This window comes from Calditrichia bacterium, from assembly GCA_020634975.1.
GTDB lineage: Bacteria > Calditrichota > Calditrichia > RBG-13-44-9 > J075 > JACKAQ01.
Window position 1 is genome coordinate 584,779 of sequence record JACKAQ010000002.1, and the last position, 24,042, is coordinate 608,820.

Here is a 24,042-nt window from a genome sequence, read left to right on the forward strand (position 1 = left end):
TTACGGAGTGCATATTTGGACCGAATTCGAGATTTCATCTATCAATTGATTGACAGATTCCGCAATTTTAACTGGTGGCAAAAAATATTGACACTGTTGGCAGCAGTGCTGCTGTTCGCGCTTTTTGTGGATTGGGTCGTGATGCCGCTTTATACCCGGCACGGATCTGAATATGAATTGCCGGATGTCACCGAAAAAAATGTTGAAAATGCAATGGATATTCTCGACGACAACGGGTTTATCCCGATCGTTCAGGATTCTGTTTTCGATAGTTTCTACCCGGTTGGCACTGTTGTTCGCCAAAATCCGACAGCGTTTTCTACCGTCAAACGTGGTCGACGGGTTTATCTGGTTGTCAGCAGCGGTGAAAAGCCTATTTTCATGCCGAAACTTGTTTCGGAAACGCTGGTCAATGCCCGGTTGAAACTGCGGGAAGTGGGAATCGAGGTCGGGAAAGTCGATTACGATTATTCGGAGCGCTATCCGTATCGCGAGGTGGTAATCGCCCAATCTGTTTCCGCCGGTGAACAAATTTATAAAAATCAGGCTATCAATTTAACAGTCAGTCTCGGGCCACCTCCGTCATCGTTAGTGATGCCCAATCTCGCCGGAAAAAGTCTGGAATCCGCCAAACGCGAGCTGGAAGTTCTGGGGCTCAGCGCCGGAAAACTGGTCACGCGATTGCGTTACATGCCCAATCTGGTGCCGAACACAGTGATTTCGCAGTCTGTTGCCACCGGCACAACTGTTTCGGAAATCGAATCATTGGAACTGGTAATCAGCACCGACCAAATTCCCCAACGCGAAAACGGTCGATACTAACAGGATTTTATATGCCGATTCACATTTTGCCATCTATTTTGGCTGCGGATCACGGAAAATTTATTGCAGAATCCCAAACGGTGGATATCCCCGAAATCGAATATCTGCACGTTGATGTAATGGACGGGCATTTTGTTCCCAACATCACTTTTGGCCCGAATGTAGTCGCTTCCCTCAAAAAAAACACTCGTTTCAAACTGGATGTGCACCTGATGATCGAAAATCCAGATCAGTACATTCCGCAATTTGCGGCTGCCGGTGCGGAAATTATCACGGTTCATCAGGAAGCTTGCGTGCACCTGCATCGCACGTTGGCGTTGATTCGCGATCACGGGGCGAAAGCCGGTGTGGCAATCAACCCGGCAACATCGCCGGAAACGCTGCGATGGATTCTCGATTCGGTTGATCTGGTTTTGGTGATGAGCGTAAATCCCGGTTTTGGCGGACAATCATTTATTCCGTCATCGCTGGAAAAATTGCAGGTGCTGTATCGCTGGCGCGAAGAATTTCGCTATCGCTATTTGCTGGAAATTGATGGCGGAATTGACACGAAAACGATCGCCGGAGCCATCTCAGCTGGTGCAGAAATGCTGGTTGCAGGGAGCGCAATTTTCGGGAATACTGACCGAATTAATGCCATCCAAAATTTACGCAACGCCGCTAAAAATCAGGCAGTTAGCAAAAAAATCTGAAGTTTTTTCTTGCTTTTTGAGGTTCTCACCCGCATTATAATAATTATTAACGATCGTTCGGATGTAGGTTGATGGATTTGCGCTACAGGGAGGCACGGATCATGAGTTTGTTTTTGAGTGAATTCGAACAGTTGCAAAACGGTTTGTCAGGCTGGACAGGCGAATCTGCGCTAATTGTGCATATTTACGGGCGTTCCGGTTCCGGAAAACAATTTTTAGTTCAACAGGCGTTGCAGCATCCGCTCAAACAATTCAGACCACTTTGGCATTTTGATTTTAACTTTTTTTCGCTGAATTCCCGAGAACAATTTATCGAAACAGTCCGGCATATCACCCAAGAATTTGCGCCGGAATTTCAATCCTACCTTACCCAATTTCCATCCCGATTAGGGGCATCGTTGGCACATCTGGTCGATAGCGCCGTATCGCAAACGACACAAGAACTTTGGGAAAATCATTTTTTGCACGATTTTTTAAGCTACCTCTGCCGCGATAAACGTGGCGTTATCGTGCTCAACCAACTGTTCGAAAAAAAGAATCGGATCAGCGCAGATAACTATCGGTTTATTGAGCGTTTACAACAATTGCCATTGCTGATTATTTCCACCGGAGATGTGCCGCTGGAGCAAAATTCGAGCGATGCCCAGGTGGTGCAAATCCCGTTAAATCAACGTTCCGTCCGGGAGGCAGAACGGCTCATCGCTACACAATTGAACACTGATGCGATGAGTACACGGCTTATCACAAACCATCTTTTTGTGAAATCATCCGGAAATTTGCACAAAATTTGTCTGATGCTGGAAGCGTATTACCGCCCGTTATTGCAACGCGGAACAAAAAAATTTCGCATCGATAACCAGCAGCTGCAGCGAACCCGCGTGAGTTCAGATTTCATCGATATTTTTCAGCATTTACTCAGCCAATTTTCAACCGACGAGCAAGCCTGCCTCGGATTTTTAAGTCACTTGAAAGACCCACTGCCACAAGATGTCTGGTTCAGTTTGTTGCGGGTTGCCGGTGCCGGAAAACGGGCGCATAAAATGTGGCTGCAAAGCAGGATCGTTTTTGAAACGGAACATTGCGGCGAAAAATATGTTGTGGTCGGATGGGAACCGTGGCGTGAATTTTTGCAAAAAAATGTTCCGATTTATCTGCTGCAACCCATCATGAGTTTCCTGTCCCGCAGCCTCGCCCGGCGTGAACTGGCGCATCCGCTGGAATTATCCGGATTATTCTCGGAAACCGGAGATTTCGAAACGGCCATCAAAATGTCGCTGCGAGAAGCCAAAGCACTCGCGGATAATGGCGAAACTATGCGGGCGTTGGATCGCTACGCGTTTTTGCGGCGAAATGTGACGCAATTTCCCAAAACCCGGGTGCCGCTTACCGCAATTTTGCACGATATGGGCGAACTCCAAATGCAACTCGGATTGTTTGAAAATGCGTTCGAATCGTTTCGGGAGTTGCGCGACCGGCTGAAGAATGACCAAAAAGATGCCTGGATGCAGGCAAGTTTGCAAATGGCTAACGCGTTGTTTCAAATGGATTTACATTCGGAAGCACATTATTTAATAAAGGATTTGAAATACCGGAAAGATGTTCCGGTTTACGTTCACGCATTTTCGCATGTGCTTAATGGCGAACTGGAACAAAATTTTGGTCGTCCCGAATATGCGCTGAAAAGCTATGACAGCGCCCGCGCACTGCTGGCGGAAACCCGCGACGAAAAAATAATTTTGCAGCTCTATCAAATTTTGAAAGAGCGCTATCAATCGCTGGATGCGGGTGAGTCCTATTTGCAATTGTTGCAGGATGTTTGTGCGGCATTGCCAGAGCGTTCGCCTTCGGTAACATCGCTGCAGTTGGAGGTCATTCGCCAATTGATCCGGCAACAACATTACGACGAAGCGCTGCCGTTGGCAATCCGGTTGTTGCGCCGGAATTACCTCACTTTGACACCCAAAATGATCGCTCAACTTCGGCTGTATCTGTCAGAAATTTATGGGTTTTACGGAAAATGGTATCTCTCGCGCAGCCAGTTGCTGCGGTTGACATCCGTGCCGTTGCTGACGCCTTCCAAACGCATCGAAGCGCAGGTGTTCACCAATTTGGGAATCATCGAAAAAGAGTTGAACAAATTTGGTGCTGCGATAGATTATTTGCAGGACGCCCTCAGCTTTTGCAAAGCGCAGCAACTCACACGTCAGGGATATTTGATCAAAATTCATCTCGGACACATTTATTTGCTTACTCACAGCTACATTCGCGGTTACGATCACCTGATTGAAACGTTGCGCTGGGCGGAAGAACAGCGGGATGACGAGCTTATTTTTTCGGCGTTGCTATTTTTGTCGTCTTACAATATGCAACAACAGCATTTGGAAACTGCCGGACGATATCTCGAAAAAGCGGGTGAAATTATCCATCGCGATAGCAGCTTGCTGGACAAGCTAAACTATAATTATTACAAGACCTTATATCTGATAAAAACCGGCGAATTGGTATCCGCAGAAAAACAGGTTCACAAATGGTTGAAACAGGCTGACGGTATCATCAAATTCGAAAATTTGGCGAGGGTTTTATTGGGTAGAATTTATGCGATGAATGGTGATTTCTCAAAAGCAAAACAGCACTTAATTATGGCGCTGGAAATTCAGAAACGCTATCGGCAACCGGCTGTAGAATTGCAAATATTGCGGGAATTGGGCAATATTTTCAGGAGTGAGCGCGACGAAAGCAGCGCAGCGCATTATTTTGAGCAAGCTTACATCGTATTTCAGCAGTTATTGAACAATGTCGGCGATGAAATTATGCGAAAGCAAATGGAAGAATCCCGCGAATATGAGAGTCTGTTGAAATACCAGGCGAACCGTTAACCGGCAGCGTTTTTGTTAACGAACAGTCCGATTTTATCAGCCAGAAATGCCCACAACTGCTTTGTAAGGCTTGCTCTGCTGTAATTTCCCACATGTTGAAACAGATATTGTCCATTGTGTTGTGGGTGGTTTTCCAGCCAATCGGAGATGCAATTTTTGATCGTTGCAACGTCTGTAAATTCAATAATTTCACCGGCTTTGGCACTTTTGACGAGATGTGCAAGATCGCCCTCAACCGGACACATTGCCAAAATCGGGCGGCGCAACGCCAGGTATTCGTAAATTCTGCCGGGTGTTAATTGTCGGCTCCCGGGAATCCGCGAATCAACCGCCAGTGCTAACGCATCAAATTGGGCGGCTCGCAGCAACGCCTCTCGATGCGGGCGATACTTTTCCCAGCGAACGATATCATCCAACCCCATTTCCGAAACCTGCAGTTCAAATTCGGCTGTCCATTTCCCCAAAAACGTCAATTGCAGCTTTTCAGGCAATTTTTCATCCTGTTGTTTCAATTCCGAGATAGCTTTCAGCAATGTTTCCGGGCAATTGCCCTGTGAATAAATGGTGCCCATCACGCCGATTTCCATCGGCTGTTTCTGCTGAGATGACGTTTCACTCTGGGGCAAATGTTCAAAATCCTGCGGATCGTAACCGTTGCGAATAGTGAGGTGAGGAGTTTGCTCAAATTGCGAAAATCTGTCGACGTAATCCCTTTCCAGTTCTGGGTTTACAAAAATAACACCTGCTGCGTTGTTCAAACAAAATTGCTCTAATTTCCCATTTAACCATCGTTGAAGTGCTCCGGTTTTGGGCAAATATGGGTTCTTCGACCAGCCGTCCCGGTAGTCGAGAACCACCGGAATTTGCGAAAATTTTCCGGCGAAAATACCTACTAAACCAGCGGTGAACGGCGGCAGCGTTGCAATAATTGCATCAACCGGCTGTTGCCGGTGAAGTCGCCGGATTGCCGACAAAGCAAACGGTAGCCACAGCAACCGGGAATCCGGCACAAAAATTTTACTGACAATTTCGCGGATTTTTCCACCGCTTTCGCGATTCTTTTTTGTGGTGTCGGGTGTTTTTTTGGGGAGAAGAGTGCGAAACAAATATATCAACCGGAACGGGTCCAGCGAGCCGCTTCTAATAACCTGTACATTTGCCGGTAAATCAGCGGCAAGCGTCGGATCATCCGCATAAAAATAACTGGGTTTCACCGTCACAACGGATAATTTTACCCGCAACGGATCAGAAAATTTCAAAAATTTGAGGGTTCGCTGCACGCCGCCACCGCCCATCGGTGGAAAATAATAGCTGACAAAAACAACGTGCGGTTTACGGGCAGTAACGGCGGATCTGTTCGATGAGTGCATCGAGATCGTTGTCTCCGTTCACATAATCGGTTTCGTCTGCGTTGATTTCCAAAACGGAAAATTCCTTTTTCGCCTCATTCATCCAACGTTCGTAAGCATGATTGAGATAGGTGATGTAATCGCGCGGGATGCTTTGTTCGAAATCGCGACCGCGCAATGAAATGCGGTGCATCAGCGTATCCACCGAGGCACGCAGATAAATAATCACATCCGGTTTCGGCAAATAGGGCACCATGTTGTAAAATAAATCGCGATACGTTGAATAATCCCGGTCGTTGATATTGCCCTGCTCATAAAGCGATCGTGCAAAAATTTCCACATCCTCGTAAATGGTTCGATCCTGAATTGCGTGCTGACCGGCTTCCATTATTTCTTTTTGGCTTTTGAAACGGTGGGCCAGAAAATAGATTTGCAAATTGAATCCCCAACGTTTCATATCTTTATAAAAATCATCAAGATAAGGGTTGTCAATCACGCTTTCAAAATACGGTTGCCAGCCAAGTTTTTCTGCCATTTTGGTGGTGACAGTTGTTTTGCCAACGCCAATGTTTCCTGCAATTCCAATTAAATAAGGTTTTTTACTGCTCATCGGTGTTTGATTTCCTTTAAGATGCGTTCAGATAATTAGATGATAATTCGTTTCAATTTTGTAAATTGCCCAACCATCATACTAAAAAGCGGGCAATAAAGCAACGCGTTTTCTGAAAAGTAGCACTGCGGCAATCGCCGTTTCAATTGTTGAAATTTATACAACGATTCGTGATATTTTTGTGAACGTTGGTTGGTATTTTGTCCAACAAAATTTTAAAGAGGTGAGAATGGAGCATCTGGTAATTATCGGTAACGGCATTTCCGGCGTTACGACAGCGCGGCACGTTCGCAAACGCAGCGATATGCGAATCACGATTATTTCTGCGGAAACGGATCATTTTTTTTCACGCACCGCGTTAATGTATATCTACATGGGGCACATGAAATATGAACATACCAAACCCTATGAAGACTGGTTTTGGGAGAAAAATCGCATCGATTTAATCCGCGGATTTGTGACCGGCATTGATACGGATAGGCGGATCGTGACATTGGAAAATGGCGATGCCATTGAATACGACAAACTGGTGATTTCCACCGGTTCCAAAAGCAATAAATTCGGTTGGCCGGGACAGGATTTGCCGGGCGTTCAGGGATTGTATTCCATTCAAGATGTGGAATTATTGGAAAAAAACAGTGAAAACGCCAAACGCGCAGTCATTGTTGGCGGTGGTTTGATCGGCATCGAATTGGCGGAAATGCTGGTCAGCCGGGGGATTTCCGTCACCTTTTTGGTACGTGAAGAGCGTTATTGGAGCAATATTTTGCCCAAAGAAGAATCGGAGCTGGTCGGTAGGCACATCATCGAGCACGGACTGGATTTGCGATTAAATGTTAGCCTGAAAGAAATTTTGGCTGGACCGGACGGACGGGTTCGCAGCGTTGTTATTGCAGAAACCGGCGAAGAAATTCCCTGCCAAATAGTCGGATTGACACCCGGCGTCAGCCCGAATATCGACATGGTGAAACAAACAAAAATCGCCACCGGGCGCGGCGTTTTGGTAAATGATTATCTGGAAACCAATATTCCCAACGTTTACGCCTGTGGCGATTGTGCAGAAATTGTTGTTGAAGGGGAGGGGCGAAATCGCGTTGAACAATTGTGGTACACCGGCAAAATGCACGGACTGGCACTCTCCAAAACCATATGCGGTGAGCGAACAAAATATGAACGCGGTATCTGGTTTAACTCTGCTAAATTTATTGATATCGAATATCAAACTTACGGTTTTGTAAACAACAAACCCCGCGATGGCGAAATCAATTTTTATTGGGAATCGCCCGAAAACCGCACCTGTTTCAGAATGGTGTTTCGCGAAACGGATCGCAGTATTGTCGGTGTCAACTTTTTCGGGATTCGCTCGCGACACAGCATTTGGGAAAACTGGATACGCGAAAACCGGACCGCGGAATTTGCTATCGAAAATTTGAAATCGGCTAATTTTGATCCGGAATTCTACACAAAATATGAGCCGGAAATCCGATCGGCTTTCTACCGGCAATTCCCGCCGAGAACGCCGCAGTCGAACAAATCGGGTGTGCTCGCAGCATTGGTCGCGAAATTATTTTAATCTGAAATTTCTGAAAACAAGGATCACAGAAAATGGCATCTGTTTCAATGATATCTGAAAATCATTCGCATGAAAATGAAATGACCGGCTTGCAAAAACTGGGTTTGGCCCTGTTTTCCATCGGATTGCTCGTTTTACTGGTCAGTTTTGGCGGTGTCGGTGCTAACCAGCCACTGTTGTTTTTTGGGCTGAGCATCGGGTTGACAACTGTTGGCGGTGTAATGTATATCTACCCCAAAAAACGGTTGCTGCCGGGCATCAAAAACAATCACATCTGGTTCAAGAGTATGACATCTCGCGGGGCTGTAGCGTGGATGACTGGCGTGCTCTTTACGGGATTTTATGTGCTACTATACTGGTTTCCGGGAACGCTGGAACATTGGATAAGGCTGGCAGATCCATTGAGCATGTTGCTCACCGGAAGTGCGGCAAATCAATGGTTTTTATACGGATTATTTTACACGCTGGCAGTTTTGGTGATGGGCTTGCGGATGATCGTGTTCAAATACCGGCACAATCGTTACCAGATAATCCGCACCCTTTCAGTGATGTTTTTCCAACTGGGATTTGCCTTTTTGTTACCGAATTTTTTGCGGTTGTTGAACCAGCCTGAATTTTATTTTACCTATTTCTGGCCGTTAAAATACAGCTATCTGTTCCCGAATGATGTAAATTGGCTGATGTCTCAGCCCGGCGGATTGGGCGTTTTTATGGTGTTTTGGGGCGCAATCATGTCTTTTATCGCAACGCCGGTGCTCACTTATTTTTACGGCAAACGATGGTATTGTTCGTGGGTTTGCGGCTGCGGCGGATTGGCGGAAACCCTTGGCGATCCGTACCGGCAACTTTCGGACAAATCGCTCACCGCCTGGAAAGTTGAACGCTGGATGATTCACAGCGTGCTGGTTTTTATTACCATCACTACCGCAGCTCTGTGGATCAACTCCGCAACAAACGGGCAAATGCTCGGATCGCTATCCAACAGTTTTTCCAGCACTTATGGATTTTTGATTGGTGCGGTTTTCTCCGGTGTAATCGGTGTCGGGTTTTATCCGGTGATGGGCAGTCGGGTGTGGTGTCGTTTCGGTTGCCCGATGGCTGCTGTTTTGGGCATCATTCAGAAAAAATTCTCGCGTTTCAGGATCACAACCAACGGATCGCAATGTATTTCCTGCGGAAACTGCTCCACCTATTGCGAAATGGGTATCGACGTTCGGTGGTATGCGCAGCGGGAGCAAAATATTATCAGGGCATCTTGCGTGGGTTGTGGTGTTTGCGCAGCCGTTTGTCCACGCGGCGTGCTGAAACTGGAAAACAGCAAACCTGGTGATCGATATAATTTGGTGTTGGATGATCAGTTGATTCAGTAGTGAAAGGAAAAATTTGGCTATGGAATACTCACTTTATCAATTGTCCAGCATCGTTTTAAGCCAGCCCGAAACGTGCGATGTGAATTGCGCCGTTCAGCGCAGAAAACTGCCCGTTTTCGCTTAGCCGAACCTCCGGTTCCGGTACCAGTTTTAGCCGTTCGCGCATTTGCGAAATCGCCGGACGCAGCAGTTTTTCGCCGCCGCCAACGGCAACGCCGCCACCGAGGATGATTAATTCGGGCGCGTAAAGCGTAGTGATATTTCGCAATCCCTGCCCCAAATTAAATGCGACTTCTGCCCATTCCGCATCGTCTAATGTTGCGGCGGGTTTGCCATAAATTCGCTCAATTCCGCGCCCGGAAATCAGTGCTTCCAAACAATCCGGCGTGCCGCATGCACAGGAGATTTTTTCCGGAAAACGGCAGCGATATGCGACTGACATGTGCCCGATTTCCGGATGTGCGCCATTCCACCCACGATTCAATTTCCCATTGACAACCATCGAACCGCCGCAACCGGTGCTGATCGTCAAATAAACCAATCGCTCCGGCGGTTGTGGCAACTGCGCATATTCACCGAGTGCGGCGACGTTGGTATCCACATCGAGCCAAAATGGGCAATTGAACTCATTTTCCATTATTTGTTTGAGCGGCACATTGCGCCATTGCGGTTGATGCAGCGGCGAAACCACTCCGGTTCGCCAGTCCAGTTGACCGCCGGTGGCTGCACCAATTGCCGTAATCGGTTGATTTTCAGCGAGTTCAGTAACGAATGATTTGAGGAGATTTAATCCGGTTAGTAAATCCTGCGGCGTCTCGTGGCGAATGGTGCGAATGATGGTCCCATCTGCTTTTGCTGCGGCAGCCAATATTTTGGTGCCGCCAATGTCCAGACCGATATATCGCATAAAAACAATAGGTTAGCTTGTTGTATCTTCTGTTTGACCGGTTGCTTTTTCCAGCCATAAAGATTCCCAGAGATGTTGCTTTAGTGCCGGAAAATCGGGATGCCAGAGAAAAATCCGGCTGTTTTCAGCCAGAAACAATCCGTTCAACACTGGTATTGTCAATTTTTTAATGCGCTCCGGCTCTGTTAATACTGCTACGGTTGTCGGAATTCCAGCGAATTTGTGGCACAGCCGATCCATTTTTTCGCGGTGGGCAACGGATAAATTATTCTTGCCGGCGTCAGTTGCGATCAAAACACTGTGCAAATGGGGGAGGAGGTGGTGTAATAATTCTTCGGGCAAATTGGGTGCGTTCACCAAATCGTAAACCATCGCCACTGTGTCGGCATCAATTTCGAATCGATAAACCGGAACACCCAGCACCTCACCGTTTTTTTCAAACAAGTTATCCAAAAGCGATTTGCTGATTTCCGGTGATACAGAAATCATTGCTGTTTCGATAAAGTTCATTGGCTCAACCCTTTCAATTTATCCTGCAATTTCTGCTGTGTAGCGGCGCTCAAAACTGGCAGCGGAATATTCAACTCCGGGGTTTTTTCCTCCGGTTCTGTTTTTTGGTAACGGCTGTAATCGATAATTTCCGGCTGATCTTTTTTCTTGAAAATGGAAAAAAAACGGTCGAGTCCGCTTCGTTCTTCCTCATCGCGGATGGCTCTTTCAACAGTAAACTGGTAATCCAGTTTTGATAATTGAAACAATTCTTTGACAGCTTTCAACGTTTCGACAACGTTCTCTTCGAGCAGTAGCAGGACATCCAAAACAGATTTTGGCTCCTGACATAAATCAATGATTTTTTTATGGATAGGGGATGCGTTTTCGAAAGTGACAAATGGATTTGTCCTGATATTTTCTGTGTATCCGGGCAGTTCCGCGCTCAATTCTTCAACCGAGAACTGCTGTTCAAGCAACTGGAGCGTAATCGACTGATTGTTTAGTCCGATGTGATCGCTCAAATCCGTGCGTCTGGAAATAGTTGTCCGAAAATGACCGCTGGCTAACAATGCCAATTTTTCCAGCGCCGGCATTCCTTTCAAATGGTGAAATTCGGCATCAATGACATTGCCTTCAAAAAAACTGACCGTACCGTTGAACGTTTTGTAATGCAGTTGCAGTTCTGCGTCGCGACTGTTTTTTTCGATCATCGGGATGAGGTCTAACAGGTTATATTCTTCGATGCTGCCTTCCCAGTTTAAACCATCCGTTTCAGATGTAAAAATGCTCACATCTTCCAATACATTCCGCAATCGTTGAAAAAAAATGTCCGAAAGCAACGGCGTTTGCAACACATCTGCGACGGGTAATTTTTGAATTTTCCGGGTCTCTTCAGGCGAAGTTGTGACCGCAACAACCGGAATATAGGCGAAATTGCTGTTGTTCAGCAACGTTTGCACATCTGCAACTCGCTCATATTGCGACGGCCAAACCATCGCAATATCGATGAATTCCTGTTCGCATGCAGAAACAAGATTATCCAGATCATCAATTATTATCACTTTGCATTTTTCATTTTCAAAAATTTGCTGGATATCCGGTTCGTACGCCGGATCGGTCAGATAAATTAGCGCATCAAACATTGCGGGATTCCTCCGTGGTGAAATCGTCATCGATCAGATCGTCCGGATCCATGCCGGCGCGTTCAGCAAAATAGTTCAACACCGCCTGAACATCTTCCTGCGAATGGGTTTGCAGCGTACGGAACGTTGCACCGGCGGGCAGAACCAATGTTTTTTGGAGCGCCTCGATTGCTTTGATGGAATCGGGTTTCAGGTTGGTCAAAGCTACAATATATGGTCGTTTATACAAATTTGCGATCTGCGAAAAAATGTAATTTCCATATTCCCATTCCGACGGTTTTTGGGCATCCAGCAGCAAAATTCCGCCGATAAGCTGGTTGGCAACCTTTTCCAGCGTCGGAATAAACGCCTCCTGAATGGAAACGCCCAACCCTGCAAAACGGGTTGTGTCGCTCAGCTTTATTTGGGTAACGTCAATTTCCGAACTGGATTTCACGGGAGCGTTATACAGATTCGCAATGGTGTTGATGAATTTTGAACGTCCTTCATTGGCGAGAACCAGCAGCGTTCCCGGTGGAAGTTCCGTTTGACTTACATCGATAACTGATTTTTTGGGCGGCGCACCTGCTTTTTCGTGAACACCGTTTTCTTGCACTTTTTCTGCAGAGGTTTTTTGCTGTTGTAGAGTTTCCGGTTCGGGTGTCGCAACGGGTTCTTTTAAAGGTGTTTTAACCGCAGGTTTCTGTTTTGCCGGTGGTGCTTTCTCTACTTTTTTGGGAATTTCTGATTTAACCGGTGCTTTTTCTTTTGCCGAAGTCACAGGAGAATCGACTGTTCGCTGAATTGCCGGTTCGGCAATTTCACCAAAAGTGATGATTCGTTTTTGCGCGTATTCCTGCAATATTCGCAACGTTGCCAAAAACGGCTGTTGGCTATAGCGAAGCACATCTTTCAGATTTCCGTGAATTTCAACCAGATCGAGCAGTTTCAATTGCGCCCGGCTCAGCGACAGCACGCTGGAATTATGCTCAACCCGGACGACCGGATTCGATGACGATTGTCCGAGAGCGTTCAAAAAATCGTGAAAAACCTGCTGTTCATAATGTTTTTCGGCCAACAGAGCCAACGTCGAAGCGCCCATTTCCGGTTCGACATTCGCTTCTTTGAATCCGCGAATAATGAACGAGCCTTCGGCATATTGCAACGCTTTCAGCAGCGCATTTTCACCGGTGAGATTTGAGGTTTGGGCATCCGTAACGTGTCCGTTGGTGATGCGTATCCGGGCATCCCAATTGGCGTGATGGATTTTAACAACCAGATTTTTTTCTTCCAGCATGGCGTTTTGCAATAATTCGGTTAAGGAAAGCGCTTTCATGTCGCCATGTGTCAGATTGGTGCGGCGAATTTCCCGGAGGTGATGTCGGCTGTAAAGCAGCATTTTTGCCGTTACCGCAACCTGTTCCGGCAAATCCGAAAACGCGGAAATTACCCGACGGGCGCCTGCTTTGTAATATTTCGGATGTTCGTTGATATCCAGATCCGGCGCGTACACAATTGATGGTTGCTGTTTGAGCAAATGCAGGTGTTGCGGATTTGAATTGAGAAAATCCGCGCTCGCAATCAGCAAATCCACCGTATGATTTTCCAGCGCAGCGGTTAATTCGCCGATGCTCGAGCAGATACTCGTTCGGTAATCCGCTTCTTTCAGTTTATCTTCAATCTGCTCCGCAATCTGGAACAGTTCTTCGGCGATAATAATTTTGTGGTTCATAAAGGATATCCTTTAATTTGCTTAAACTTCGCCAATGCATCATATGCGGCAATTGCAAACGCCACGCTTGCGTTTAGTGAATGCTTTGCACCAAACATCGGAATTTCGATAGCGTAATCCGCTTTCTCCAAAATTTCCTGCTGAATTCCCCAAACTTCATGTCCGACAACCAGACAGCAGGGGAACGGAAAATTGAAAGACCAGTGCGGCGCGCTTTTGGTCGTATGTTCCAGCACAACAATGGGAATTTGCTGAGCTTTGAGCTGCTCAACCACAGAAATTGCGTCCGGGTGATATTCCCAGGGCACGGTATCGGTGGCGCCTAACGCTGTTTTATCCAACTCTTTTCGCGGCGGATAGCCGGTAATGCCACAAAGTAACATTTTTTCGATGCGCGCCGCATCCGCCGTCCGGAACATCGAGCCAACATTATACAAGCTGCGAATGTTATCGAGCAATGCATAAACGGGCACACGCTCCGCTGTTTGCAGTGAATCCGGTGTTAACCGCTGTTCGCTGATTTCCTCGAGCGTCAGTTTTTTCATCGTTTCACCAGTTTCGCGACGCTTTCGATGTGATACGTGTGCGGAAACATGTCCACTGGTTGAACATCCGTAATTTCATAAAGATCAATCAGTTGCGCAAGATCCCGCGCCATCGTTGCCGGATTGCAGGATACATAAACAATCCGTTTTGGGGCGATATTCCTGATGGTTGCCAGAACATCTTTGTGCATGCCGGCGCGCGGCGGATCGCAAATCAGCACATCCGGCGGCTCAACTGCAAATTTTTCCAACTGGAAGCGGAGATCCCCGGCGACAAATTCGCAATTTGTCACGTTGTTCAATCCGGCGTTCCGGTATGCATCTTTTATCGCATTTTCAACGATTTCAAATCCGATCACTTTTTTTGCATTTTTCGCGACAAAAATGGAAATGCTGCCGGTGCCGCAATACAAATCCCACACAATATCGTTATTTATTTCGGCATATTTCTTTGTGATTTCATACAGATTTTCAGCCTGCACCGTATTCGTCTGAAAAAACGAATCGGGGGAAATTTCAAACTCAAAATCACCGAGTTTCTCTTTCAAAATCGGTGATCCGAATAAAATATGCCGTTCGCTGCCCGACGCAACTTGCGCGGGTGTGTTGTTTACCGTATTTACAACGCCGCTGACCTGCGGAATTTCCGCAACCAGTTTTTCCGAATATAATCTCAGCGCATCCGTCAGCGGTGAAAAACTGACCACATTAACCAGCAGTTGGTTGTGGGTGAACGATTGGCGAATCACCAGATGGCGCAACTGCCCTTCCCGGGAAAATAAATTGTAAACCGGGATCGCGCTGTTCTTGAAAAAGGCTTTCGAAAACGACAGTATTTTGTTGGCGAGATCACTTTGCAGCCAGCATTTTTCGATATCCAGAATCCGGTCGAAAAAGCGGGGCACATGCAATCCCAGCGCAAAATCTTTTTTGATTTCCGGGTCTTGCAACTCTTCCGGCGTGAGCCAGCGGTTATCGGAAAACGAGAATTCCATTTTGTTGCGATATCCGAAAATGTTCGGCGCCGGCAATGTCGCGTGAATCCGTTCCGGCTCAACTTGTCCGATGTGTTTCAGCGATTCCGAAACGTGTTGCTGTTTAAATTGCAGTTGTTGCTGATATTCCAGATTTTGCCATTTACATCCGCCGCAATGCCCGAAGTGCGAGCACGGCGCATCCTGCCGAAGCGGGGAAGGCGTTTGCATGGTTACCGGATATGCTTCAGCATAATTTTTCCGGGCTTTCCGGACCCGGGCAGTTACCACATCACCGGGCAAAGTATTTTCTACAAATACAACAAAATCATCAAGATATGCAATACCCTGACCGCCAAATGCTACCTTTTCAATTGAAAGTTCAACTTCCTGGCGTTTTTTTAATTTTTGTGCCATTCCCTGTTATTTCGTATTTAATATCATTTTAGTTGCTGTAAATTACACCTACACAATAGTTATCGTTGTGATGGGCGAGTAAATTTCCAAAAAAATGAATTTTGTTGAAAATTTTGGGTTGCGCATAACATCCGTTATACACTGACAAATTCAAATATCAGCTCGATACACAAGTTATGAAAATAACCTGTAAAAAAAACTTAACCAAATTAAAACGTAAAAAAAGGCATAAACATTAGAAATATGTGGTATTTAATGCATATTTTGTAACTTTTCGATTCAAATAGAATCTTTTAAATACATCAGTCAGAATTGAGCGAATTGGGCGATATTTAATTTTGCTTGACAACTGAACGCTCAAAAGCCTAAGTTTGATAATTGATGATTTGAACAGAAACCCCCAAAAATTAAAAAGGAGACGTACCATGGCTCATCAATTGCCCTCATTACCATATGACCACAATGCTTTGGAACCCCATATCGACGAAAAAACCATGCAAATTCACCACGGTAAACACCATGCTGGTTATGTAAATAACCTGAATGCGGCATTGGAAGGACACACCAACTTGCAGCAAATGAGCATCGAAGAATTGCTCAAAAATTTGAAAAACGTGCCGGACAGCATCCGCAATGCCGTGCGAAACAACGGCGGCGGTCATTATAATCACTCTATTTTTTGGCCGTGCATGTCGCCAAACGGCGGTGGAAAACCGTCCGGTGCTTTGGCTGCGGCTATCGATAAAGCATTCGGCAGTTTCGACAATTTCAAAGATCAATTTGCGAAAGCCGGTGCAACGCGTTTCGGTTCCGGTTGGGCCTGGTTGGTGAAAAACAGCGACGGCTCGCTGGCAGTTACGTCTACTGCAAATCAGGACAACCCGATTTCCGACGGACAGTATCCGTTATTGGGACTGGATGTTTGGGAACATGCTTATTATCTGAATTATCAAAATCGTCGTCCGGACTACATCAGCGCATTCTGGAATGTGGTAAATTGGGATGAAGTAGCCAAACGTTTCAACGGCTAAATCACATAGAATTAATATGTTGTAGCATACAATGCTCGGCAGGATTTGCCGGGCATTTTTTTATTCTGACATTTCGGAAATCGCATAAAGCGCTTCGCTGGTTCGCAAAAAAAGTATATTGTTTCCAAAAACCGGCGATGCAGAGAGTCGCTCGTCCATTTTATTTTGGGCTAATAATTGATATTCCCGTCCAGCTTTTATCACACTAACCGTGCCATCGTACGCGCTCAAATAGATGCGCCCATCGGCGATTACCGGCGATCCGCGATGGCGATTCCGGTAAACACTTTCCTGATAAATTTCCTCACCGGTGGTTGCGTCGAGACAAATTAAAATACCGTTTTCCCGGCAAATATAAACCAGACCGTCAAACACCAGCGGGGAAGGGACATCCGAAGTGTTTTGCGGCAATTTCCAGTGATAGAATTTTTCTGCTCCGGTAATATTTCCTACGGCTCCGTGCGGATTCAATCCCAAAACCGGACCGTTTTTTCCGGACGGCACGACTCTTAATCCTGCCGCAGTTACCGGCGTCGCCACAAATCGCAAATTGGGATTATAACTGCCGGATTGCTGCAAACCACCGCATCGCCACAATTCTTCCCCGGAATCGGGGTTGTGGGCAACTACATAATCTGCGCCGTGTGTAATCAATTGCGTCAGCCCGTTGTGCCGGTACATCACCGGTGACGCATAAGAATGCAAACATTCCGATCGTGCGTCCGTAGCCCGGTTTTGTTTCCAGATTTCGTCACCGGTTGATTTGTCCAGTGCGAGCACCAGTTGGGCATTTTCGTGGAGGAGTTGCAAATACAACCGGTCGCCATCCAGCAATGGCGAAGTCGCAAATCCCCAATAGGTATTGAATTCGCCATAACGGTTTTCCAGATTTGTTTCCCAAACCAGTTCGCCATCGAGCGAGAAACAAACCAGTTCGCCGGTGCCCAAAAATGCCCACACATGTTTACCATCCGTTACCGGCGATGGCGCGGTGGCGTTGCTTTCGCCCTGCCGGATATCGCGATTATTTTGCCCGATCACCCGTTGCCACAACTTTTTGCCATCTGTGCGGATAGCCATCAGCAAGCTGTTACCGCCGGATTCGGATGTTAAAAAAATACGCTCCCCCCAAATTACCGGCGTTGACGGTGCCGGACCGGGTAACGCAAATCGCCAAATAACATTGGTTTCACGGTCCCATTTTATCGGTGCATTTTCGGCAGAACCGATGCCGTTCATTTGCGATCCGCGCCACTGCGGCCAATTTTCTGCCGCAGCCGGAACAGCGAAAAAACAGCACAGCAAAAGCGTTGCAGACCAACAAAAAATAGTATTGGAATATGATGATTTTGACATTGTCTTCACCAATCATTTGTTTGACATTGCTGAGACATTTTAATAGATTAACTGGCTATGAGCAAAATAAATGTTGTTTCGGAGATCTTTATGAAAAAAGCAGTCATTATCGTGTCACTTTTTCTGATTTCAGCAGTTCTTTTTCTGGCGTTTCAGACAGAGAAAGATAGCAGAGAATTTGTCAAAGTTATGGATAAATCGTTCCAAAAACCAGTAAATAGCTGGCAGATGTTTGACGGTCCATCTCCGCTGATTTTTCGGGCGGATGCAAATGGTTTTCATCGTGAAAATATTGATGGCGCAATGGCGGAAATGGCAGCCGGAAATTTGCCGAATCCGCTGTTTTCGCCGAATGGAAAATATGTGGCGTCGATTGCATCGGACGCAAATCCGACCCGCGAAGATCAGGAAAATGAGTGGCAGTTGCGTATTTTTGATGATCAATTTGAGCTGATTTCCCAAATCAAGCTGCCGCGATATCTCGACGAAAATGCGCCGGCGATGGCGATTTCCAATCGTGATGGTAGTGTGATCACCGGACGTCCGGCAACCGGCGAGTTGCGGTTTCTGTCGCCAAGTGGCGAAATACAGCGAGAAATAACGCTTTTTGCCGATGCAGATTTCGATTTGGAACGATCGCTGATTTTGCGCATCAGCGCAGACGGGCAAAAAATTGCAGTGCTGGCAACCAAACGCGGCGCGGCTCCGGCAGACAGCAACGCGCCAAATCCCGATGGCGAGCCGCATCTGATTATTTTTTCCGCCAGCGGCGATGAACTTTCGCGCACCCGCTTGCCCGGATTTGCAGCCAATCAATTGCGCATCAACCCCGTCGGCGATCAATTTTTGGTGAACGGATACACGGTTCACCAAACCAGCGGAGCAATCGAACGCTATGCATCATTATATAATGAAAATGGCGAAGCTGTGTGGCAGAGTGATATTCTTTTCAAACATGCGGCTTTTTCTGAAAATGGCGCAAATCTGATTTTGTCGGATAATCAGCGGGTTTTGACTGTCGACATTTCAGCGAATGCGCAACTTTGGCAGGCAGAATTTGCACCGGAAAACGGAATGATTTCTGCCGTTTCCATCGCCAATAGCGGCGATGCCGCGGTGCTGGTTGCCAAAAACGAATTTCGCGATGGCATTTTTCTGTTCGAGCAGCCACAGCTTCAAATCCGCAATCGCAACGGCGAGGTGTTGCAACAATTTGATTTTTCTCAACACAGTTTTGAGCATCCGGGTTTAGCACTTTCGCCAAACGGCGATGTGTTGAAAATCGGATTTCGGCATTCATTTCAGATGTATCGGAAAACATTATGAGAGCAATGACTAAATATTTGATTTTATTGATGATGGCTGCTGTGATTCCGGCAGTTGCCCAAACCCAGTTTCCGTGGCCGGTAACACCGTTTAATTCATCGCAATTGATTACCGGCAGCTTTTGCGAATACCGCAGCACCAGCGTAAACGGACATTTTCACAATGGCACGGATATTCCTAAAGCCGACGGATCGCCTGTTTATGCCTGCAAAAACGGCAACGTGAGCACCATCGACGGCAACGCCGGGTCGAACTCGTATGTCCGGGTGAACGATTTGGCGTATGTGCACATCATCCCGAATCCGGCGCTGTCGGTTGGCGATCCGGTAATTGCATCGCAAACGATTGTCGGGACTATTTATCCGGGGCAGGGGCATGTGCATTTGACTAACGGATTTTCCGGTGCAGAAAAAATCAGCATTTTGCCCAATTCCGGGCTCACGCCGTATGACGACCCGTGGTCGCCAATTATCCGATATGTGCTGTTTTATCAAAATAATACCAGCAATTTGCTGGGCGGAAATGTGCTCAGCGGTCCGGTGGATATCGTTGTGAAAGTGGACGAACGCAATGGACCGAACGGCAGTTCGTCATCTGTGTTGAACAATGGCACCTATAAAATCGGCTACAAGGTGTTCAGCGCAGATACGTCCACCGTTGTTTTTGAGCCGCCGAATAACGGGCTTCGTTTCCAGTTTGATACCAAACCGAGCAATTCGGTGGTTAACACTGTTTTTTATCGCCCGCTTTCCAGCACATCCAGCCATGTGTATCAGGTGACCAACAACGTGAACAGCGATAATTTCTGGAATACCGCCAACCACGCACCCGGCGAATATGTGGTGATGGTTTTTACAGAAGATACCCGTTTTAACACAGACACGATGTATGTGCCCGTAACTATTGAAGAACAAGATGTTACGGCACCGGCACAGCCGCAAATGCGACTGGTTTCCGAAGCTGTAAACGGCATGCGGATTTTTTGGCAAGCCAATACCGAAACGGATTTACTGGGTTACCGGCTCTATTTTAGCTTCGATAATCAAACCTGGAATTTGTTTCGCGGGGAGAACGTTCTCACCGATGTTGTTAACGATACTATCATTCCGCAAATTCTCAATCGCGATGTGTTTTTCCGGTTGAGTGCCGTGGATGACGCGCCCGTGCCCAACGAAAGCGTTGTCACGGATGTTTACGGAATGAGCAACGGCAATTTCGATCACAAAGTGCTGATTGTCGATGGTTTTGATCGGCGAAACGGGTGGGGACAGCCGTTTCATCATTTTGTGTTTACCACCGGCGTGATGCTCAAAGATTTTGGCATCAGCTTCGACAGCGCGCCGAATGAATCCGTTTTGGACGGCACTGTTGATCTGTCCGCGTACGAAGCAGTATTTTGGATCAGCGGCGATGAGGCAGAAGTTGACGAGTCATTCAGCGCAGACGAACAGAATTTGATTCGCAATTATGTGACCAACGGCGGATATCTTTTCGCGAGCGGTTCGGAAATCGCATGGGATTTGGCTGCTTCGGACAGCGCAACAGCTGCGGATAGCATGTTTCTCGCGGAAATTCTGAAAGCGGAATTTGTCACCGACGATGCCGATCAAACCGTTGCCGATGGCGTCAGCGGCAGTATTTTTGATGGCATTTCGCTCAATTTCGGATTATCGCCATATCAGGTGAGCGCGCCGGATGTTATTGCGCCGGTGAACGGCGTCAGCGCCAGCTTGATATACGGTAACGGTGATGTTGCAGCCATCCAATACAGCGGCACCGGGAAAGTGGTTTATCTCGCCTTCCCGTTCGAAACAATCGCAACCGCAGATGACCGAACCGAAATTATGGCACGGGTGGCGGAATTCTTTTTCGGCATCACCGGCATCGATGAACCGGATGCCTCAACCGAAACTGTTCGTGAATTTGCCCTGCTACCAAATTACCCGAATCCGTTCAATCCTTCAACCACATTGCAATTTGCGCTGCCGCAATCCGCAACTGTTGAATTGACCATTTTCAACGCGATCGGGCAACAGGTTCGCAAATTACTGAATGAAGCAAAAACACCGGGAAACCACACGGTTGTGTGGGATGGTCGCGATGACAGCGGGAATCAACTGAGCAGTGGTGTGTTTTTCGCGCGATTTGCGGCAAAAAATCAACAATCCGGCGCCGCATATCAGGAAACGCGAAAATTGTTATTGATGAAATAGCTTGGCCAAAATAGAAACCATTTTCATTTGCCGGGCGTTTTTACCCGTTGAGGATTGTTTTAATTGACATCAAATAAGTATGTGTTACCAGCAAAAAGGGAAGTTGCAATTCATGAAATTATTTCAAAAAATCATCGCTCTCGTGATTGTTTTTAGCATAAATGTGCTCATTGCGCAGGAAAAATTGCCGGAATTCCGAAGTATTCACCAATTCGAAAAAGAGAAATATAAGGATTACCAAATACCTGAAAAAGATCAGCTTAAGCCGTTTGTTGGAAAGCCGCGACCGTTGCAGGCGCGCACCAATCCACCGAGCAAAGAGGTCTTTGGTTATCTACCCTATTGGGTTTACAATACCTACCCGAACCTGAATTATGATTTGCTGACAACCATAGCATATTTTGGCGCGGATGTTAACGCCAGCGGGAACATCACTAACGATCACAATTGGCCGGCAGCCGGATTAATCGACATGGCGCACGCCAACGGTGTCCGGGTGGTTTTGACGGTAATTTTATTCAACTCGTCAGAACTGGCAACATTGCTCAACAGCCCGACAAACCGGACAAATCTGGTGAACAATCTGCTGGCATCTGTTCAATCTGCCGGTGCGGATGGCGTGAGCATTGATTTCGAAGGCATCCCGTCGGGCCAGCGAAGCAACCTGACGGCATTCATGACAGAACTCACCGATGCGTTCCATTCGGCGATTCCCGGTTCATTTGTGACCATTTTTACGCCCGCAGTCGATTGGAACAGTGTTTTCGATTACAACGCGCTTGCCCAAATCACCGATGGATTGGTCATTCAGGGATACGATTATCATTATGGCGGCAGCAATTTTACGGGTCCGAACGCTCCGTTGATCGGTACCAGTTTGGGCATTTACAACATCACCTGGACAGTGAATGACTATCTCTCGAAAACCGGCGGCAATGCCGAGAAATTGATTCAAACCGTGCCGTTTTTCGGTTTCGATTGGCCAGCAGTAAGTAACCAAAAATATGCGGCAACAACGGGAAGTGGCACCAGCGTTTTTTACAGCGCCGCGTATGCCAACGCCCAAACATACGGTCGCCTTTGGGATGCCGAAACGCTGACGCCGTGGTATGTCTATCAGGATGGCTCACAGTGGCATCAGGGCTGGTACGATGACAGCCTGAGCATCGCCCTGAAATTCCAGTTTTTCAAAGATAAAAATTTGAAAGGCACAGGCATTTGGGCGTTGAGTTACGACGGTCAGCGACTGGAGTTGCAGGGTGCGCTGGCAGATGCGTTTGGCTCAACCGCACCGCCGCTTCGTCCGGCTGCGCTTAATATCAGCAACACCGGGAGTGGAGATGTGAAAGTGGCGGTTCAGGCTGCCAGCGGTGCAACCAGCTACGAAATTTATCGCAGTTCAGATGGCGTCAATTTTAACGATGGCACCAATTATCCGAGTTCTGCAAACGTGCTCACCACGCTTTCGACAGACACTACATATTTTTTCCGCGTTAGCGCGGTCAACGGAAATGGCGAAAGCAACCAGACCGAGATGTTGGGCGTTCGCCCCGATAACAACAACGCAGATGTGCTGGTTGTCAACGGTTTCGACCGGACCAGCGGCACGACAAACACATTTGATTTTATTCGCCAGTTTGCCCCATCTATCGTCAATGCGGGATATAGTTTTGACGCCTGCGCCAACGAAGCCATTCAGGAAGGTATCGTTTCTCTGGAAAATTACCCGATGGTCATCTGGATTTCCGGCGAAGAAGGCACCTCGGATGAGAGCTTCAGCAATTTGGAACAAAGCTTCGTTTCGGCGTATCTGGAATCGGGCGGGCGGCTGTTTATCAGCGGTTCGGAAATCGGATACGATTTGATTGCACAGGGTTCATCCGCAGATCAGGCGTTTTACAACAATTTTCTGAAAACCCAATATGTCCGCGATCAGGTGAGCACCCACAGCGCGAGCGCGGTCTCCGGTGGTATTTTTGACGGAATGGGCAACTTCTTTTTCGATGACGGAAACCACGGCACCTACAATGTGGATTATCCCGATGGCATCAACCCGCGAACCGGTGCGCAATTGTGTTTGAGCTACACCGGTTTTACGCCATCAACATTTGGCGGTGCCGGCGTGCAATACAGCGGCACGTTTGGAAACGGAACGGAAACGGGGCGTCTGGTGTATCTCGGATTCCCGTTTGAAACAATTTATCCGGAATCCGTTCGGGATGAGTTGATGCATCGTGTGCTGACGTTTTTGAGCGATGGTGTTGTCGGTATCGAGCCGGTTGCCGGAACCAGCGTGCCGGAGCATTTTTCGCTGGCGCAAAATTATCCCAATCCCTTCAACCCGGAAACAACCATCGCGTTCGATATTTCCGGTAACGAATCCGCAGATGTGCAGCTCAATATTTTCAATTTACGGGGACAATTGGTGCGCAAACTCGTCAGCGAAAAATTATCACCCGGACAATATGAAGTGCGCTGGAATGCTCAAAACAGCAGCGGTCAGCCGGTTGCCAGCGGTGTGTATTTGTATCAATTGCGGGTTGGCGATGTCATTCAGGTTCGCAAAATGCAGTTGATTCGTTAATTTTTACCGGATATTTTTTCGATACTAAGCTTGAAAATTTGATTTCTCTTTG

General features: G+C 47.1%; 18 protein-coding genes. 9 read left to right on the forward strand and 9 right to left on the reverse strand.

Annotation, left to right across the window (positions count from 1 at the left end; genetic code table 11):
• Window positions 1-15: 15 nt before the first annotated feature.
• The 3 genes from H6629_16815 (at window position 16) to H6629_16825 (ending at window position 4,390) form a co-directional block, all read left to right on the forward strand.
• Window positions 16-822, forward strand: a complete 807-nt coding sequence (locus tag H6629_16815) for a PASTA domain-containing protein (protein ID MCB9069454.1) — start codon at window positions 16-18, stop codon at window positions 820-822.
• An 11-nt stretch (window positions 823-833) separates the two neighbouring features.
• A complete protein-coding gene (locus H6629_16820; GenBank protein MCB9069455.1) occupies window positions 834-1,514 on the forward strand; it encodes a ribulose-phosphate 3-epimerase in 681 nt (226 codons plus the stop codon).
• A gap of 101 nt (window positions 1,515-1,615) precedes the next feature.
• Window positions 1,616-4,390, forward strand: a complete 2,775-nt coding sequence (locus tag H6629_16825; protein ID MCB9069456.1) for a hypothetical protein — start codon at window positions 1,616-1,618, stop codon at window positions 4,388-4,390.
• Here the strand turns inward: H6629_16825 and H6629_16830 are convergent.
• On the reverse strand, window positions 4,387-5,760 hold the full coding sequence (locus tag H6629_16830; GenBank protein MCB9069457.1) for a glycosyltransferase: 1,374 nt from the start codon (window positions 5,758-5,760) through the stop codon (window positions 4,387-4,389). The genes H6629_16825 and H6629_16830 overlap by 4 nt on opposite strands.
• Window positions 5,723-6,349, reverse strand: coding sequence for a deoxynucleoside kinase (locus tag H6629_16835; protein MCB9069458.1), 627 nt, complete (start codon window positions 6,347-6,349; stop codon window positions 5,723-5,725). The genes H6629_16830 and H6629_16835 overlap by 38 nt, the downstream gene beginning before the upstream one ends.
• A gap of 229 nt (window positions 6,350-6,578) precedes the next feature.
• On the opposite strand from H6629_16835, the gene H6629_16840 reads away from it, so the two are divergent.
• A complete protein-coding gene (locus H6629_16840; protein MCB9069459.1) occupies window positions 6,579-7,922 on the forward strand; it encodes an NAD(P)/FAD-dependent oxidoreductase in 1,344 nt (447 codons plus the stop codon).
• Window positions 7,923-7,954: 32 nt separating this feature from the next.
• On the forward strand, window positions 7,955-9,292 hold the full coding sequence (locus tag H6629_16845; GenBank protein MCB9069460.1) for a 4Fe-4S binding protein: 1,338 nt from the start codon (window positions 7,955-7,957) through the stop codon (window positions 9,290-9,292).
• Window positions 9,293-9,347: 55 nt separating this feature from the next.
• Here H6629_16845 and H6629_16850 read toward each other — a convergent pair whose 3' ends face one another.
• Genes H6629_16850 through rlmD form a run of 6 tightly spaced genes read right to left on the reverse strand, consistent with a single transcriptional unit; the run spans window position 9,348 to window position 15,480 of the window.
• Window positions 9,348-10,199, reverse strand: a complete 852-nt coding sequence (locus H6629_16850; protein ID MCB9069461.1) for an ROK family protein — start codon at window positions 10,197-10,199, stop codon at window positions 9,348-9,350.
• Window positions 10,200-10,211: 12 nt separating this feature from the next.
• Complete coding sequence (locus H6629_16855) at window positions 10,212-10,709, reverse strand: hypothetical protein (protein ID MCB9069462.1); 498 nt, start codon at window positions 10,707-10,709, stop codon at window positions 10,212-10,214.
• Entirely contained in the window at window positions 10,706-11,833 is a 1,128-nt protein-coding gene (locus H6629_16860) for a DUF4388 domain-containing protein (protein ID MCB9069463.1), read from the reverse strand. The genes H6629_16855 and H6629_16860 overlap by 4 nt, the downstream gene beginning before the upstream one ends.
• Entirely contained in the window at window positions 11,826-13,544 is a 1,719-nt protein-coding gene (locus H6629_16865; GenBank protein MCB9069464.1) for a hypothetical protein, read from the reverse strand. Before H6629_16865 ends, H6629_16860 begins: the two co-directional genes overlap by 8 nt.
• The gene (locus H6629_16870) at window positions 13,541-14,089 is read right to left on the reverse strand and encodes an RNA methyltransferase (protein MCB9069465.1); all 549 of its coding nucleotides are present in this window, start codon (window positions 14,087-14,089) and stop codon (window positions 13,541-13,543) included. Before H6629_16870 ends, H6629_16865 begins: the two co-directional genes overlap by 4 nt.
• Entirely contained in the window at window positions 14,086-15,480 is a 1,395-nt protein-coding gene (gene rlmD, locus H6629_16875; GenBank protein MCB9069466.1) for a 23S rRNA (uracil(1939)-C(5))-methyltransferase RlmD, read from the reverse strand. The genes H6629_16870 and rlmD overlap by 4 nt, the downstream gene beginning before the upstream one ends.
• 425 nt (window positions 15,481-15,905) lie before the next feature.
• On the opposite strand from rlmD, the gene H6629_16880 reads away from it, so the two are divergent.
• Window positions 15,906-16,511, forward strand: a complete 606-nt coding sequence (locus H6629_16880; protein ID MCB9069467.1) for a superoxide dismutase — start codon at window positions 15,906-15,908, stop codon at window positions 16,509-16,511.
• Window positions 16,512-16,571: 60 nt separating this feature from the next.
• Here H6629_16880 and H6629_16885 read toward each other — a convergent pair whose 3' ends face one another.
• A complete protein-coding gene (locus tag H6629_16885) occupies window positions 16,572-17,867 on the reverse strand; it encodes a PQQ-like beta-propeller repeat protein (protein ID MCB9069468.1) in 1,296 nt (431 codons plus the stop codon).
• A 90-nt stretch (window positions 17,868-17,957) separates the two neighbouring features.
• Between H6629_16885 and H6629_16890 the strand changes: the two genes are divergently transcribed.
• From H6629_16890 to H6629_16900, 3 genes are all read left to right on the forward strand, one after another.
• Entirely contained in the window at window positions 17,958-19,193 is a 1,236-nt protein-coding gene (locus tag H6629_16890; protein MCB9069469.1) for a hypothetical protein, read from the forward strand.
• Window positions 19,190-21,406 (forward strand): hypothetical protein, encoded by a 2,217-nt coding sequence (locus tag H6629_16895; GenBank protein MCB9069470.1) that lies wholly within the window; start codon window positions 19,190-19,192, stop codon window positions 21,404-21,406. Before H6629_16890 ends, H6629_16895 begins: the two co-directional genes overlap by 4 nt.
• Window positions 21,407-21,518: 112 nt before the next feature.
• A complete protein-coding gene (locus H6629_16900) occupies window positions 21,519-23,990 on the forward strand; it encodes a T9SS type A sorting domain-containing protein (protein ID MCB9069471.1) in 2,472 nt (823 codons plus the stop codon).
• The last annotated feature ends 52 nt before the right edge of the window (window positions 23,991-24,042 follow it).